Source organism: Streptomyces sp. NPDC050504 (assembly GCF_044458065.1).
In the GTDB taxonomy this organism is placed as follows: domain Bacteria; phylum Actinomycetota; class Actinomycetes; order Streptomycetales; family Streptomycetaceae; genus Streptomyces.
On sequence record NZ_JBITHO010000001.1, the window covers coordinates 660260 to 677005 of the forward strand.

Below are 16746 nucleotides of genomic sequence, written 5' to 3' on the forward strand. Positions count from 1 at the left end.
ACGGGGGGGGGGGGCCCCCCGGGGGGGGGGGGGGGCGGGGGGGGGGGGGGGCGGGGCCCGCGGGGCCGGGGGGTGGGGGTTGGCCCCCGGGGCGGGGGGGGGGGCCCCGGGGGCCGGCGCGCCCCCCGGGGCCCCGGCGCGTCGGCCGCGTCCGCTACAGCCAGCCGTTGCGCTGTGCCTGGAGCGCCATCTGGAAGCGGTTCGCCGCGCCCAGCTGGGCCATCAGGACCTGGAGGCGGCGGAAGAGCGTACGGCGGCTGATCCCCAGCTCGCGGGCGATCACGTCGTCGCCCGCGCCGCCCGCGAGCAGCCACAGCAGCCGCCGGTCGGCGGGCGGCAGCCCGCCGGGCCGCGTGGTGCGGCCGTGGAACGGCAGCGCGTTGCTCCACGACTGCTCGAACAGCGCGATGAGCGCCGACAGCAGCCCGCACGGCTGCACCACGAGCATCGTGTTGTGCACGTCGGCCTCCTTGATCGACAGCGAGACCAGGGCGTACGCCTCGTCGATGATCACGAGCTTGACCGGCACCGAGGGCGCCACCCTGGCCTGCTCCCCGGCGTTGACGCACGGCTCGATGGCCTCCGCCAGGTGGCCGGGGAACTCCAGCGACGCCCGCGAGTACACGACGCGCTGCGTCACCCCGCGCTCCAGCGTCGCCAGCGAGTCGCCGGTGGCCTCCGGCAGGGTGAGGTACGGGGGCGATTCGAGCTGTCTGATCTGCTCGCGCGCGCTCGCCCAGGCCCGCCGGATCCGCGGCCCGACGGAGTCCCCGGTCACGACCTCCACCAGGTTGTCGTTGTACGAGGCGAGCCGCTGCCGCCGGAACGACTCGAACGCGCCCCCGACGGCGATCCGCGACTCCTCGACCTCGGCCGCCCGGTGCCTGGCCAGGATTTCGAGCCCCGCCGTCGGCGGCACGGGCGCCACCACCTCCCCGGCCCCGTCGACCGCGCTGGCCAGCCCCGCGTCGACCAGCGAGCCGTACGCCGAGGTCAGCTCCGCGTCCCGCAGGCCCGTCGCGGCCGCGACCGCGCCGAGCGGCGCGGGCGCCAGTTCGAGCAGCGCCAGGTAGACCCGGGCCGCCGCCTCGTCGATGCCCAGGAGCCGCAGCGCCTCGCCGAGCTTCACGTTGTCCATGCCGTGCGTGCCGTCCGTGTCGTGCGTGCCGTGAGTGCCGTGAGTGCCGTCAGTGCTTTGTCCACGTACCGCATTATCGACCCTCTCCCGCGCCGCGCATGGCCGATCCGTGCCAGTGACACTCCTGGGCACCGGGCGGGCCCGGCGCCGTATACCTTCCGGGTCACGGACGGGGTCCGGATCCCCCATGCCCCGACCCCGTCCGTGCCCCACCCGGCCCGTCCGAGGAACCGGAACCCACCCAGAGGGAAGGTGTACGCCGTGGCGAACCGCCGCAAGAACGGTCTCTACTCAGGCATTTCCGACGAGCTGTCCGCGCTGATGCGCACCGGCTGGGCGGACACCGAGCGGCACGACCTGACCCTCGACGCCCAGGCGCCGTACGCGGCCGAGCGCCGCGCCGCGCTCTCCGCGCGCTTCCCCGGCGAGCGCCTGGTGATCCCCTCGGGCAACCTCAAGGTCCGCTCCAACGACGACACCTACCCCTTCCGCTCCTACACCGGCTACGTGCACATGACCGGTGACCAGGCCAGGGACGGCGCCCTCGTCCTCGAACCCCGCGCGGACGGCGGCCACGACGCGTACTGCTACCAGCTGCCGCGCGACAGCCGGGACACCGACGAGTTCTGGAGCGGCTACCACGCCGAGCTGTGGATGGGCCGCCGCCGCTCCCTGGCCGAGGCGGAGACGGTCCTCGGCCTGCCCTGCCGGGACGTCCGCACGGCCGCCGCCGACCTGGCCGCCGGGTCCGGCGCGCCGACCCGCATCGTGCGCGGCATCGACCCCGCCCTGGAGGCCGCGGTCAGCACCGACGAGGACCGCGACTACGAGCTGGAGGAGGCGCTGAGCGACCTGCGCCTGGTCAAGGACGAGTGGGAGATCGGCGAGCTGCGCAAGGCCGTCGACTCCACGGTGCGCGGGTTCACCGACGTCGTCGGCGAGCTGTCCACCGCGGTCGCCACGTCCGAGCGCTGGATCGAGGGCACGTTCTTCCGCCGCGCCCGACTGGAGGGCAAGGCCGTCGGCTACGGCTCGATCTGCGCCGCGGGCGAGCACGCCACGATCATGCACTGGACGGACAACGACGGCCCGGTGCGCCCCGGCGACCTGCTGCTGTTCGACGCGGGCGTGGAGACGCACACCCTCTACACCGCCGACGTGACCCGCACCCTGCCGATCAGCGGCACCTTCACGCCGGTCCAGCGCAAGGTGTACGACGCGGTGTACGAGGCCCAGGAGGCGGGCATCGCCGCCGTGAAGCCGGGCGCCGCCTACCGCGACTTCCACGAGGCGTCCCAGCGCCACCTGGCCGCCAAGCTGGTGGAGTGGGGCTTCATCGAGGGCCCCGCTGAGCACGCGTACGAGCTGGGCCTCCAGCGCCGCTTCACGATGGCGGGCACCGGGCACATGCTCGGCCTCGACGTCCACGACTGCGCGCACGCGCGCAACGAGGACTACGTGGACGGCGTGCTGGAGCCCGGCATGTGCCTCACCGTCGAGCCCGGCCTGTACTTCCAGCCGGACGACCTCACGGTGCCCGAGGAGTGGCGCGGCATCGGCGTGCGCATCGAGGACGACCTGATCGTCACCGCCGACGGCAACGAGAACCTGTCGGCCGGCCTGCCGAGGTCGGCGGACGAGGTCGAGGAGTGGATGGACCAGTTCGCTGGCTGAACCGGTCCCACAGGACGGGGCGGAGTCCGGCACGGGGGTCCGGGTTCCGCCCCGCGTCGCGCCCGCCTAAGGTGGCGGCATGATCGTTTCCTTCGGCGACAACGCCCGCCGCATACTCGACGCCCCGCACCCCGCCGTGCTCGCCACGATCAACCCCGACGGGGCTCCGCAGACCTCCGTCGTCTGGGTCGGCCGCGAGGGCGACGAGCTGGTGATCTCCAGCCAGGCGGGCCGCCGCAAGGTCAAGAACGTCGAGCGCGAGCCGCGCGTCAGCCTCACCGTGTACGACCTCGCCGACCCGGACCAGTACCTGGAGGTGCGGGGCACGGCCACCGTCACCGAGGACGAGGGGCGCGCGCTGGCGGTGCGCCTCGCGGAGGAGTACGAGGGCCCCGGCGCCGGCCAGGAGTACCTGGACCTGCCGCCCGAGGCGCTGCGCGTCGTCATCCGCGTCACGCCCGTGAAGGCGATCGGCCCGGCCGCCCGCTGACGCGCGCCGCCGGGCGCGGTGCTCGCTGGACCCGGTGCTCGCTGGACCCGGTGCTCGCTGGACCCGGTGACCCTGCGGGGCGCAGACTGGCCGGGCGGGCCGCGCGCCGACGAGAGCGGCGGACCGCACGCGACGCACAGGCACGACGCGCCCGGGACGGTACCGGGGGCGAGAACCAGGAGACAGACGCATGACGCGGACGCCCGCACCCGCCGAGACCGCCGAGGACTTCGCCGCCAGGCTCGCGGCCGGTCCCGGCGGCGCGGCCGGGCACCGGGAGCCCGAGTGGTTCGGCCAGGCGGCCGCCACGCTGTACGGCGGCCAGGGCCCCGGGGCCGCGCGGGAGTGGGCCCACCGGGTGCACGCGGAGCTGGACCGGCTGGCCGGGCGCGTGCCGTTCTCGGTCGTGCACGACTGGCACGCGCACACCGTCATGCCCGCCCTGGCGGAGGCCGGAAGCGGCGCGGCCGGAGACGGCGCGGACGGAGCCGGGAAGGGCGCGCTGGAAGCCGTACGGCTGCTGCACCTGCGTGCCCTGGCCGGGGAGCCGGTCGCAAGGGCGGAGTGGGCCGACGCGCTCGGCTCCGCGCTGACCGGCGTGTACCGCGACGCCTACCCGTACGCCGACTCCTACGCCGCGTCGTCCGTCAGCGCCCGCGAGTACGCGCTGGACAACGACTACACCGAGGAGAAGGCGGCGGAGTTCGCGCAGATGTACGCGAAGCTGAACACCGACGCCAACGCCCTCTCCTTCGCGGGCGCCCACGCGCTGGCCAACGCCGGTGCGCTGGCCGCGGCCTTCGCGGACGCCGACGAGGAGGCCCTGGCCGCCGCGTACCCCTTCGCGTACGTGCGCGTCTGCGCCCTGGCCGTCGGCACGGTCGAGGGCCGGGACGAGGAGGCGGCGCGGCAGCGGGCCGCGGCGTACGAAGCGGCCTGCGGACGCCTCGCCGCGGGGCTGGCCGAGAGCCTGGAGCGGGCCGCCGCCTGAGGCGGAACCGGAACCGGAACCGTCCGGGCCGCCGCCGCCGTGTGCGGCGGCCCGGACGACGGGCCCAGGGGTCAGGCCGTGGGGCGGTGGCCCTTGATGGCGACGCGCCTGCCGTAGCGCGAGTGCGGGAAGTAGTCCCAGATCGCGTGGTGCTGCACGCAGCGGTTGTCCCAGAACACCAGGGTGTTCGCCGTCCAGCGGACCCGGCAGTGCAGCAGCGCGGTGCTCGCGATGTGGTCGCACAGCATGTTGATGACGGCCCGGCTCTCGCGGCGCGACAGCTGCTCGATGTGCGACACGTAGATGTTGTTGACGAAGAGCAGCTTGCGGCCGGTCTCGGGGTGCCTGGCGATCACCGGGTGGACGTGCTTGGGCACGTCGTACTCCGGCGGCGGGGTCTTCCCCTCCCAGGCGAGCAGCCCGTCGTGGACCGCCGTCATGCCGTCCAGCATCTCCTTCATCGCCGGGGACAGCATGTCGTACGCGAGGGTCATGTTCGCGAACATGGTGTCGCCGCCGCTGCCCACCTCGGGCGTGCGCGTGATGTAGAGCATCGAGCCCAGCGACGGCTGGAGGTCGGCCGTGCCGTCGGCGTGCCAGCCGTGACCCGCCACGTTGCGCGAGTCCTTGTCCGCGCTGATCTCCAGCACGTGCGGGTCGGAGTCCTTGGCGGGCAGCGCGACGGGGTGCAGCTCGCCGAAGTACCCGGCGGCCCGCTTGTGGGTCTCGTTGTCCAGCTCCTGGTCGCGGAAGACCAGCACCTGGTGGCGGAGGAACGCCCGCCGCACCTCGGCGACCTGATCCTCCGTCAGCTCCTTGGAGAAGTCGACGCCCGACACCTCGGCGCCGATGGTCGGCGTCAGCGGGTCGACCGAGATGGTGTCGTAGACCTCCGGCGGCGCGGTGGTGACACGGGTGATGGCATCCAGTGCGAACTGTTCCATTGCGTCCTCCTGGACGTCTGTACGGTGGTGAGGGGGAAAGGTGGTTCGGGGGTCACAGGCCCAGGTCCAGCAGCTCGCGCAGGATCAGCCGCCCGAAGGCGAGGTTGCCGTGGATCCCGTCGGTCGCCTCGCTGAACTCCGGCCGCTGGCGGCCCTCCCGGTCGGTGACGCGCTCCCGCAGGTCCACGACGTCGACGCCCAGCTCGATCAGCGCGCGGCGCATCACGTCCTGCGCCGCCCCGAAGACCACCGGGTCCGACATGCCGGGCACCCGCTGGGGCGGCATCACGGACACCACCCGCATGCCCAGGCCGCGGGCGTGCGCGTAGAAGGCCAGCGCGCCGCGGACCGTGGCGCGCACCAGCTCGTCGAAGAGCTTCCCGGTCAGGAAGCCGGGGGCGAAGCCCCCGTCGGCGAGCCGGTAGACGTCCCAGTTGGCGGTGGTGGCCACGAAGTGCGCGCTGAAGCCGAAGGTGCACACCAGCGGCACGCCGCGCTCGGCGAGCGCGTCGATCCCCGAGGCCTCCAGCTCGCCCAGGAACCCCCGGTACAGCTCCTCCGTCTCCTCGCCCCGGAAGACGACGTCCCCGCCGCGCAGGTCGAAGAAGTCCGCGTGGAAGTCGCGCCCCGCCCCGACGGGCCCGCCCGCGAAGGGGAACCCCGCCGCCTTCGCGGCCCGGCCGACGGGACCCGCGTGCGAGTCGCCGAGCAGCAGGAAGCGGGCCGTGTCAGCGAGGGTTGTAGTAGTCGAGTACGGCGTCATCGCACCAGAGGTCCTCTCCCGAGTCGTGCGCGGGGCTCCGCACTGTGGTGTGGGCGGTGTGGGCGGTGGTGGGGTCGTCGGTGCGGGCGTCGTCGCGGGGCGCCTGCCCGGACACGTGGGCGGCGGTCCGCGGCGCGGGGCGGATCCCGTCGAAGAAGTGGCCCATCACGAAGTCGACGCCCGCGGGCGTCACCGAGCGCAGGTTCGGCTCGAAGAACGCCGCCCGGTACGGGAAACCGGTGACGATCTCGTACGAGGGGAAGTAGTCGACGTAGTCCAGCTCCTGGGCCAACTGCCCGGCCACCGCGCGCAGTACGGACTTGGAGTACGTGGTCGCGGTGAGCGCGTGACCGCCGCTCGCCGTCGCGGTGAGCGGCACGGGGGAGACCGTCAGCAGCAGCCGCAGCTCCGGGTTGGCCCTGCGGGCGAGCGCGAGCGCGGCGCACAGGTCGCCGTACACCTCGTCGAAGGTGAAGTTGTGGAACTCGTGCAGCTCGGCGTCGTACGTCCCGCGCACGGTGCCGGGACAGACCGGGTACACCGTGCCGTCGGCGCGGCCGCGCCACGCTTCGGTCAGACCCAGCGTGAAGACCAGGCAGCTCGCCCCGGACACGGCGCCGCGGATCGCCTCCAGGGTCACGGCGCGCGCCCGCGCCACGTCCTCGGCCGACGCGTACCCCTCCGGCTCGACCGACGGGCGCATCGGGTCGTACCAGCGGCCCTCCTCCTCCCACACCTCGGCGGGCGGGGCGGACTCCTCGAACGCCCAGGACAGCCACTGCCGCAGCACGGCCGCGGTGTAGATGTTGCCGGTGCGGAAGGAGAACGCGCCGTACTGGCGCGCGTCGCGCTCGGCCCGGGTGAGGCCGGGCGGCGGGAACTCCGCCTCGTGCCAGAACATGCCGTGCTCCAGCAGCGCCCGCCCGATGTGGCGGGCGAAGCAGGAGCCCGCGGTGAGGACCATGTCGTCCTGTCCCACGGCGAACTTCGGCGTCCAGAGCCCGCGGATGTCCCGGGGCTCGGGCTCGGCCACGGCGGTGCGCCAGAACGCGCTCGACGGCAGCGATCCGTAGGGGTTCATCGGTCCTGCGTCCTTCGTACGGTGGTGGGGGAGGGGGCCGCGGCGGCGGCGTTGACGGTGTCGCTCACCGCCCGCACCCAGGGCCCGCGCACGATCCCGTAGTGCGTGGTGTCCAGCTCGTGGCAGCCCTCCAGGAGGGGCAGCAGCGTGCCCCACAGCCGCCGTTGCCGCTCCGGCGAGCCCAGCTCCGGCAGGTTCTCGACCGGCCGGGTCGCCAGCCACAGGTGGACGGGGGTGCGGGCGAGGAGGGCCGGCTCGTGACCGGCCATCGCGGCCACGTTGGCCCGGCAGCAGTGCGCCAGGCGCTCGGCGTAGGCCCGCGCGTGCGGGCTGACGGCCGGGGCCCGCCCGCCTCCGTCCGCGGCGCCCGCGGCGCCCGACGCATCAGCCGTGTCCGCCGTGTCCGCCGTGTCCGCCGTGTCCGAGCCGCCGCCCTGGAGCAGTTCGTGGGCGAAGACCGCCTCGTACCGCTCCTCGTCGTACGCCCGGAAGTGCGGCGCCGCGTCCGGCGGCGGCGGGTCGAGCAGCTGGAGGCCCGTCACGGCCCGTCCCGCCGCCTCGGCGCCCGCCGCCATCGCGTGCGCCACCCAGGCGCCGAACGACCAGCCCGCGAGGTGCCAGTTCCACGCGTCCTGCGGGAAGCGCGCCTCCAGCGCGGCGCGGTAGCGGTCCGCGCGCTCCGCCAGCGACCAGGAGGGCGCGGGGCCGCCGCCGAGCGCGGGGTCCGCGATCAGGCAGACCGTGAGCCGCGGGTCGAGCCCGGAGACCAGCGCGCGGTACGCCTGGATGTCGCCGCCGACCGGATGGACCAGGCACAGCACGTCGCGGCCCGTTCCCTCCTGCCACACCGCGAGCGCGACCCCGTCGGGCGGCGCGGCGGCGTCCGACGCTGCCGCGCGCACCTCCTCGATGCGGGCCAGCACGTCGTTGAGGCTGACGCGGTGGCCGAGGTGGGCGAGTTCCAGGTCGACGCCGTAGTGCTGCTCGACCTTCGCGACGAGGTCGAGCATCGTCAGCGAGTCGGCGCCGTACTCGTCGTACAGGGAGGCGTCCGGGTCGAGTTCGTCCACCCCGAGCCATTCGCACAGCCAGCCGTCGAGCCGCGCGGCCATCGCACCGGGGCGGCCCTCCGCAGGGCCGTCGGCAAGCTCCGGCTCGCGCGGCCGGGGCACGGAAGCGGGCGCCGCGAGCGGTGCGTAGAACTCCCGCGCCCGCCCGATGTCCGTGGTGGACACGAGGAGCTGGGGCAGCTGGAGGCGCAGCGCCTGGTCGAACAGCCGCTGTCCCTCCTTCACCGCGAGCCCGACCGCGAGGTGCGCCTGGTGGCGGGCGTCGGCGTGCAGGGCGTCGCACGCCATGCCGACCTCGTTCCAGATGTCCCAGTCGATGCTGACGCGCAGCGTCGCACCACCGTCCGCGTCCGTACCGTCGGTCCCGTCCGCCTCGCCCTCCCCGCCGGGCGCGTAGTGGGCGAAGCCGTCCAGCAGGCCGTTCGCGGCGGCGTAGTCGAACTGTCCGACACCGCCGTACAGCGCCGACATCGACGAGCAGTACGCGGCGAAGCCAGGCCGGTAGCGCTCGATCAGCCGCTCGGTCAGCAGCGCGCCGCGCAGCTTGGCGGCCGTCACGGGGCGCATCGCCGCCGCGTCGCGCCGGGCGACGAGCCCGCCGCCCGCGGCGCCGACCGCGTGCACCACGCCGTCGATCCCGGCGCCGCCCACGGCGTCCGCGACGCGGGCGACGACCGCGTCGAGCGGGTCGGCGGCGAGATCGGCCGCGATCGGCACGACGCGGTCCGCCCACTGCGCGAGGTCGTCGGGCAGCCGCGCGGAGCGCGAGAGCAGGACGATCCGGCAGTCGGCGTGGGCGAGGAGCCACGCGGCGAGCGAGCGGCCGATGCCGCCCGTGCCGCCCATGACGAGGTACGTGGCGGGGGCGTCGGCCAGCGCGGAGGGCGCGGCGTCCCGGGGTGCGGCCACCGGCAGCAGCGCCTGCCGCCACCAGTAGCCCTGCCGCAGCGCGAGGCGCCGGGGCAGCGCCCCGGGCTCCCCGGCCCCGGCCAGCAGCGCGGCGAGCCGCGCGGCCCAGCGGGCGAGGTCCGCGCCGGGCAGGTCCACCCAGTGGCCGTCCACGGCGCACTCCTGGGACGCGACCTCGCCCGCTCCGGCGAGGAGCCCGGACTCGGGCCGCTCGACGGTGCCGTGGACGGGCTGCGCCCCGTACGAGAGCCACCAGGCCCGCAGCCGCAGGCGCCCGGTCAGCTCGCCCACCGCGCGCAGCAGGGCCGCCGGGGTGTCCAGACAGGACCGGCGGGCGCGCTCCAGCGCCGCCTCGTCGAGCGGTCCGCGCGCGGCCAGCGGGAGGGCGTGCAGCCAGTCGACGAGCGGCGCTCCACCGTGCGCCCCGGGCTGCTCTGCCTGCCTGGTCTGCCTGGTCTGCCCGGTCTGTTCGGGCTGCTTGGGCTGTCCGGGTGCGGGGGACCGCTCGGGCGCGAGCGCTTCGAGCAGTCGGCGCAGCGAGTCGGGGTCGGCCGGGTCGACCTCGTACGCGTCCTCGGCGACGCGCGCGAAGGCGGCGGCCTCCACGACGCGCACGACCCGGTCGTAGGACGCCTCGAAGGGGGCCAGCGCCCCGGGCGGCAGCGGGGCCGCCGTCATCGCCACCAGCACCGCGCCGGTCCGGGAACCGGCGGCGGGCGTACGGGGAGCGGCGTCGGGCGTACGGGGAGCGGTGGCGCGGCTCAGCCGTACCCAGTGCGGCTGGTGCAGCCAGTCGGTGTCGGGCAGGCGCTGCGGCGCCCCGCCGTCCACGGGGCCGCCGTCCGCCGGGGCGGCCGCCGGGGCGGCGCGCTCGAAGTCGTACTCCGTGAGCGCGAAGCTCGGCGGCGGGAAGTCCCAGGGCGCCTGTGCGCAGCCCGCGGGCAGCACGACCGTCCGGCCCGCGAGCCAGGCGTCGACCACCTCGGAGGCCGAGCGGTCGACGGCGGCGCACCGCTCGTCGCGGTCCGTCCCCCCGGCCGACGCCACCTCGGTGCCGGACGCGGTGCGCAGCCAGTCCACCGCCGCGTCCACGTCCGCGCAGACCGCGGCCGCGCGCCAGCGGTGCGGCCGCCGACCCGCCTGGAGGTGACGGAGCACCCGGCCGTACTCCTCGGGCCGCGCCGCCAGGTAGTCGGCGATCGCCGCCGCGTCGGCGCGCAGCCCGGCCGCGCTGCCGCTGGACAGCAGCAGGCAGTCGAGCGGCTCGGGGCGGGAGTCGTGCCGCTCCCGCGGCGCGTCGTCCCCTTCGAGCACCAGGTGCGCGTTGGTGCCGCCGATGCCGAAGCTGCTCACCGCGGCGACGCGCGGGCGTCCCGCGGGCCAGGGCGCGGCCTCGGCGGGGACGTAGAACGGCGCCGCGTCGGTGCCGATCTGCGGATTGAGCGCCCGGAAGCCGACGTTGGGCGGGATCAGGCCGTGGTGGACGCAGAGCGCTGCCCGTACGAGACCGACCACGCCCGCCGCCGCGCCCAGGTGGCCGATCTGGCTCTTCACCGAGGTCAGCGCGCAGCGGCCGGGTTCGGCCTCCGACTCGGTCCTGGACTCCGACAGCGCGTACGCCTGGCGCAGCGCGCCGACCTCGACCGGGTCGCCGAGCCGGGTGGCCGTGCCGTGCGCCTCGACGTAGCCGAGGTCGGCGCCCGTGCGGCCGCCGCGGCGCAGCGCGGCGCGGATCACCTCGCGCTGGCCCGGCAGCGAGGGCGCGCTGTAACTCAGCTTGCCCGCGCCGTCGTTGTTCAGCGCGGAACCGGTCACCACCGCGTACACGGTGTCGCCGTCGCGGCGCGCGAGGCGCAGCGGCTTGAGGACGACCACGCCTACGCCGCTGGCGCCGATCGTGCCGCCCGAGTCGTCGCTGAAGGGCCTGCACAGGCCGTCGGGCGAGAAGATGTGCTGCGGCCGGTAGGTGTAGCCGCCGGTCATCAGCGTGTCGACGAGCACCCCGCCCGCCAGCATCACGTCGGCGTCGCCCTGGCGCAGCATCCCCGCCGCGACGTGGACGGCCACCAGCGAACTGGCGCACGCCGCCTGGACGGTGAACGCGGGTCCCGTCAGGTCGAGGTGGTAGGCGACCTTGGTGGCGAGGAAGTCCTTCTCCTGGTGGAGCGCCAGCTGGAAGCCGTCGGGCAGCCGCTCGGGGTCGGCCTCGCGCGCCATCGACTGGGCGTAGGTGTTCTCGCCGCAGCCGGCGACGAGCCCGATCTGCAGTCCGCCCTGCTCCGCCAGGCCCGCGTGGGCCAGTGCCTGCACGGAGCTCATGAGGAGGTGGCGCTGCTGCGGATCCATCAGCCGCGCCTCCTGGCGGCTGATGCCGAAGTGCTCGGGGTCGAAGGAGAGCAGCCCCGACATCTGGCTGCGCGCGCCGACCCGCCCCGCGTCGCTCCCGGCGGCGTCGGTCTCGAAGTGCTCGATGCCCCGGGCGCCCGTGCGGACCATCTCCCAGAACGCGGCGAGGTCGTCGGCGCCGGGCAGGCGCACGGCCATGCCGATGACGGCGATCGGCTCGTCCACGTCGGCGGAACCGCCCCGGTGCTCGGACCGCGGGGGCGCCGCCGTGTCCGTCCCGCCGTCCAGGAAGCGGGCGAGGCGGCGCACGGTGACGTGCTCGAACAGGTCGGGGACGGTGAAGTCCAGGTCCGGTTCGGCGGTGCAGCGCAGCTGGAAGTGCATCAGGTCCAGACTGGTGGCGCCCGCGTCGAAGAAGCGCTCGTCGGGCCCGACGGTCCGGTTCAGCACCTCGGCGAAGAGCCGGGTGAGCCGGGCCTCGGTCGGGGACAGCGCGGGCGCGTCGTGCGCCGCCGACCGCAGGTCGTCACCCGGGGCGGTGAGCGCCGCGCGCCGGTCCAGCTTGCCGCTCGGCGTCAACGGCAGCCGGGCCACGCGTCGGAAGCGGTCGACGCGGACGTAAGGGGGCAGCAAGGGGGCCAGGTGGCGGGCCAGTTCCGCCGCGTCGGGCGTGCTCGCGGCCCCGTCCCGCTGTGACGCGGCGCCGAACTCCACGCAGGCGACGAGGCGTTCGCCGTCCCGTACCACCACCGCGTTGACGACGTCGGGGTGCCGCAGCAGCGCCGCCTCGACCTGGCCGAGCTCCAGCCGGTGGCCGCTGAGCTTGATCTGCTGGTCGTCGCGGCCCAGGTAGTGCAGCAGGCCGTCCCCGTCGAACCGGGCCAGGTCGCCGCTGCGGTAGAACGTGCCCAGGCCCGGCAGTTCGACGAAGCGTTCCGCGTTGAGCGGGGTGTTGCCCAGGTAGCACGGCGCCGCCATCGGGCCGCCGAGCAGCAGCCTGCCGGGGCGGCCGGGCGGCACGGCCTCGTCCGCCTCGTCCACCACCCGCAGCCAGGCGCCCGTCACGGGCCTGCCGATGGCCGGGCGCTCCGGCCAGCGAGCCGGGTCGCCCGCCAGGCAGAGGGCGCTGACCACATGGGTCTCGGTGGGCCCGTAGTGGTTGAAGAGCCGCGCGCCCGGCAGTCCGGCGAACCAGCGCCTGATGGCGTCCGTGCACAGCAACTGCTCGCCGGCGGTGATGACTTCGCGCAGCCGCGAGGGGTAGCGGCCGAGCCGCACGCCGTGCTCGGCGAGCAGGTTCAGGGCCACGTACGGCAGGAACAGGCGCTCGACGCCGCCCGCTTCGAGCCGGTCGAGCAGCTCGGGCGCGTCGTGCCGCCACTCGGGGCGCACCAGGCGCAGCGTGCCGCCGCCGCAGAGCGTGCCGAAGACCTCCTGGAACGAGACGTCGAAGGAGAGCATCGAGAACTGCTGGGTGACGGCCGGGGCCGCGAGGCCGCCGTGCTCGCGCTGCCACTGGAGCAGGTTGCACAGCGTGCGGTCGGGCACCCGCACGCCCTTGGGCGTACCGGTGGAGCCCGAGGTGAACAGCGTGTACAGCGGGCGCGATCCGTCGTGCGGCGGTATCTCCGGGCCCTGTTCGACGGGGGCCGTCAGGACGAGGTGGTGGCGCGGCGGGCCGTCGGGGGCGACGGCGTCCAGCTCCGGCGCGTCGTCGGGCGCCACCAGCACGCACAGCGGATTCGCCTGCGACAGCACCTGGCGCAGCAGCTCGGCCGGATAGGCGGGGTCGAGCGGCACGATGGTCAGGTTGAGCCTGGCCAGCGCGAGGAGCGCCACCACGTGCTCGGGCGAGGGGCGCAGGAAGAGGGCGACGGAACGCGGCTCGGTGTCCTGCGGTTCGGCGTCCCGCGTGTCGGTGTCCCGCGGCTCGGTGTCCCGCGGTTCCAGGGGGTGGAGCCGTTGGATCCGGTGGGCCAACGCGTCGGCGTGCGCGTCGAGTTCGGCGTACGAGAGGGAGGTGTCCCCGTGCACCAGCGCGGTCGCTGCGGGGGTGCGCCGCACCTGGCGGGCGAAGCCCTCCGCGACGGTGTCGAAGTCGAGCGGAGCGGTCTCGGCGCGTCCCGGCTCGGGCAGGGCGCGTCGGTGGGGGGCGACCAGTTCGGCCAGGGTCTGCCCGGTTCCCCCGGCGGCGGCGGGCGCCGCACCGGTCAGCGCGTCCAGGCCGCGCTCGAACAGCTCGGCCAGCGCGGCGACCTCGGCCGCGTCGAAGTGGCGGGCGTCGTACTCCCACAGGCAGTCGAAGCCCGTCGCCCGCTCGATCACCGACAGGGTCAGCGGGCACTTGGCGTCGACCGGCGGCTGCCACAGCGGGCGCACCACGCAGCCGGGCAGCGCCAGCGCGTCGAAGTCGGTGTTCTCCAGGACGAACATGAAGTCGAACGGAGTGCCGCCGCCCGGGTGCCCCGAGCCGCCCGCCCCGTCCGCGACGACGTCGGCGAGGACCACGTCCTGGTGGTCGAGGACGCCGCGCGCGGCATCCGCGTGCCGCGCCAGCTGGGCGCGCAGGCCCTCGCGAGGCTCCACGGCCAGGGGGAGCAGCACGGTGTTGGCGAACATGCCGACGCTGTCCGCGAACTCCTGGACCTGGCGGCCCGCGACGGGGCCGGCGATCCGGGGCGCGGTGCTGCCCGTGACGCCGTACAGGCTCCAGGCGTAGACGCTCAGCAGGAGTTGGAAGCGGGTGCGGCCGAGGTCGGCGCAGAGCCGGTCGAGTGCGGTCCTGCGGCCGGTGTCGAGCACGGTGCGCAGCAGGCGTCCCGCGGGGCCCGCGGGCGCGTGGAGCGGTTCCAGCGGGGCGTGGTCCCGCGGCAGGTCGCCGTAGAGCGCGGCGAGTTCGGTGCGCTGGGCGCGGTAGGCGTCGCGGGCGAGCCACTCGTTCTGCCAGTGGGCGAAGTCGAGGGGCGTCGGCGCGGTGCCGGGGGCTGCGGCGTCCGGGGCCGCGCCGCCGTGCGCGTAGTCTGCCGCGAGGTCGGCGAACAGCACGTTGAGCGACCAGCCGTCGACGGCGATGTGGTGCATGCGCAGAAGCAGCTCGCCGCCGCCCGCGCGGTCCGGTTCCGGCGCGGGCAGCCAGCACGCCGCGAACATCTCGGGCCGCGCCAGGTCGAAGGGCTCCGCGAAGAAGGCGGCGGTGAACTCCGCCCGTGCCGAGGCGTTTCGCAGCGCGGGCCCGGTGGGCTCGGTCCACGGGTCGTACGGCTCGCCGACCGTCTGCCGCAGCCCGTCGGGCGTGGCGGTGAAGGAGGTGCGCAGCGCGGCGTGGCGCGCCACGAGGCGGCGCAGCGCGGTGCGCAGCGCGTCGGTGTCCACCTCGCCCTCGACGCGGAAGGACAACGGCACGTGGTAGGCGCGGGAGTCGGGCTCGCGCTGCTGGAACAGCCAGAGCCGCTGCTGCTCGGAGGTCGCGGGCGCGTCCCGCCCGGTCACCGGGGCGGGCAGCTCGGGGTAGGGGGACGCGGCGTCCGCCGCCGTCTGCGTCGCGGCGGCCAGTTCGGCGAAGGTGCCTTGCAGGACGAGCTGCGGGGACAGCTCGCAGCCCCAGCGCCGCCGCGCCTCGTAGCGCAGCCGCAGCGCCTTCAGCGAGTCGCCGCCGCAGGCGATCCAGCGGTCGTCGAGCCGCAGCCCTTCGGTGCCCAGGGTCTCCGCCACGAGGGCGAGCACGTCCCGCTGCCGTTCGGTGAGGTCGAGGGGCTCGCGGCTCCCGCCGTCCCGGGGCTCGTCGGCCCGGCGCCACGGCGCGTCCGCGCGGCCCAGCAGCGCGTCGCGGTCGACCTTGCCGTTGGCGTTCAACGGCAGCTCGTCCAGCAGGTAGGTGCGGTGCGGCCGCATGTACGCGGGCAGCGCGGTGTCCAGGTGGCGGTGGAAGTCGTCGAAGGAGAGCTCGGCGCCGAGGGTCAGGTAGGCGAGGAGTTCATTGACGCCCGACGCGTCGCGCCGCGTGCAGACGTACGCCTGGCGGACCGCCGGGTGCGTCACGATGCGGCGCTCCAACTCGCCCGGCTCGATGCGGAATCCGCGCACCTTCACCTGACGGTCGGCCCGTCCCACGTAGGAGTAGTTCCCCGCCGCGTCGAGCCGGACCAGGTCGCCCGTGCGGTAGTGGCGCACGGGCGTGCCGTTCGGGCCTTCGAGGGTCACGAAGCGGCGCGCGGTCTCGGCGGGCAGGTTGCGGTACCCGACGGCCAGCGCCTCGCCCGACAGGCACAGCTCCGCCACTTCGCCCACCTCGGCGGGGCGCAGGCCCTCGGTCACGGCGACGGCGCCGGTGCCGGACAGCGCGCGGCCGATCGGCACGACGTCGCCGTCGAAGTCCCGGGGGACCGGGTGGCACAGCGCGATCGTGCTGGCTTCGGTGGGGCCGTAGGCGTTGTAGAGCCGGGTGGTGCTCGCGGCGTTGTCGCGGTACCAGCGGCGGATGAGGCCGGCGTTCAGCTGCTCGCCGCCCACCAGGACCTGGTCGATGTCCGTGAAGGCGTCCGGCACCTTGTCGACCACGGCGTTGAAGAGCGCGGCGGTGATGAGCATCGTGTCGATGCGCAGCCGGCCGAGTTCGGCCACGAGGGCGTCGGGGGTCTGCGTCGCCTCGTGGTCGACGATCACACAGGTGCCGCCGGTCAGCAGCGGCACCCAGACCTCGAAGCTCAGCGCGTCGAAGGCCGGGTTGGACATGCACGTGTAGCGGGCGCCCTCGGGAAGCTCGTGGAGGTAGCCGGGGGCGGCGAGGCGCCGGATCCCGGCGTCGCGCAGCTCGACGCCCTTGGGGACGCCGGTGGTTCCCGAGGTGTAGAGGATGCAGGCGACCGGGGCGGGCGCGGACCCAGGGGCGGCGTCCGGGGCCGGAGCGCCGTCCCCGGCGCCTGCGCCGGCGTCGCGCAGGAGCGCGTCCACCGGCAGGGGACGGACGCCGTCGGGCAGGTCGCCGGGCGCGCTCGCGCCGTGCACCACCGCGACGCTCCCCGAGTCGGTCAGGATGTGGCGCCGCCGCTCGGGCGGGCTCTGCGCGTCCAGCGGGACGACCACCGCGCCCAGCCGCAGGACGCCGAGCATCGTGCAGATGAGCTGCCAGGAGCGCGGCAGGTGGATCGCGACGGCCTGGCCCGGCCGCACGCCGTGCGCGTACAGCGCGTTCGCGACGGTCGCGGCGGCGCGGTCGAGGCCCGCGTAGTCCAGGGTGTGCGGACCGTCGACGACCGCGGGGGCCGCGGGGTGGCGCCGGGCCCGGTCGAGTACGGCGGCGGCGATGCCGGAGTCGTACGGGGAGTGTGGTGCCGTGCTCAT

General features: G+C 75.2%; 8 protein-coding genes. 3 read left to right on the forward strand and 5 right to left on the reverse strand.

The genetic code is table 11. The features are described from left to right. Nucleotides 1-154: 154 nt before the first annotated feature. Nucleotides 155-1138 carry a LuxR family transcriptional regulator gene (locus tag ACIBNE_RS02820; RefSeq protein ID WP_399268769.1) on the reverse strand — a complete coding sequence of 328 codons (984 nt, stop codon included), beginning with the start codon at nucleotides 1136-1138 and terminating at the stop codon, nucleotides 155-157. 261 nt (nucleotides 1139-1399) lie between these two features. On the opposite strand from ACIBNE_RS02820, the gene ACIBNE_RS02825 reads away from it, so the two are divergent. From ACIBNE_RS02825 to ACIBNE_RS02835, 3 genes are all read left to right on the forward strand, one after another. Further along, on the forward strand, nucleotides 1400-2812 hold the full coding sequence (locus ACIBNE_RS02825) for an aminopeptidase P family protein (RefSeq protein ID WP_399268771.1): 1413 nt from the start codon (nucleotides 1400-1402) through the stop codon (nucleotides 2810-2812). A 79-nt stretch (nucleotides 2813-2891) separates the two neighbouring features. Next, nucleotides 2892-3302 carry a PPOX class F420-dependent oxidoreductase gene (locus ACIBNE_RS02830; RefSeq protein ID WP_399268773.1) on the forward strand — a complete coding sequence of 137 codons (411 nt, stop codon included), beginning with the start codon at nucleotides 2892-2894 and terminating at the stop codon, nucleotides 3300-3302. 190 nt (nucleotides 3303-3492) lie between these two features. After that, a complete protein-coding gene (locus ACIBNE_RS02835; protein WP_399268775.1) occupies nucleotides 3493-4293 on the forward strand; it encodes a SpcZ in 801 nt (266 codons plus the stop codon). Between the two features lie 71 nt (nucleotides 4294-4364). Here the strand turns inward: ACIBNE_RS02835 and ACIBNE_RS02840 are convergent, their stop codons facing one another. The 4 genes from ACIBNE_RS02840 to ACIBNE_RS02855 are packed head-to-tail and all read right to left on the reverse strand — an operon-like array spanning nucleotide 4365 to nucleotide 16746. Continuing rightward, nucleotides 4365-5237, reverse strand: coding sequence for a TauD/TfdA dioxygenase family protein (locus ACIBNE_RS02840; protein ID WP_399268777.1), 873 nt, complete (start codon nucleotides 5235-5237; stop codon nucleotides 4365-4367). A 52-nt stretch (nucleotides 5238-5289) separates the two neighbouring features. Beyond that, nucleotides 5290-6000, reverse strand: coding sequence for a hypothetical protein (locus tag ACIBNE_RS02845; RefSeq protein ID WP_399268779.1), 711 nt, complete (start codon nucleotides 5998-6000; stop codon nucleotides 5290-5292). Then, on the reverse strand, nucleotides 5966-7081 hold the full coding sequence (locus ACIBNE_RS02850) for a GSCFA domain-containing protein (RefSeq protein ID WP_399268781.1): 1116 nt from the start codon (nucleotides 7079-7081) through the stop codon (nucleotides 5966-5968). The genes ACIBNE_RS02845 and ACIBNE_RS02850 overlap by 35 nt, the downstream gene beginning before the upstream one ends. Then, nucleotides 7078-16746, reverse strand: coding sequence for an amino acid adenylation domain-containing protein (locus ACIBNE_RS02855; protein ID WP_399268783.1), 9669 nt, complete (start codon nucleotides 16744-16746; stop codon nucleotides 7078-7080). The genes ACIBNE_RS02850 and ACIBNE_RS02855 overlap by 4 nt, the downstream gene beginning before the upstream one ends.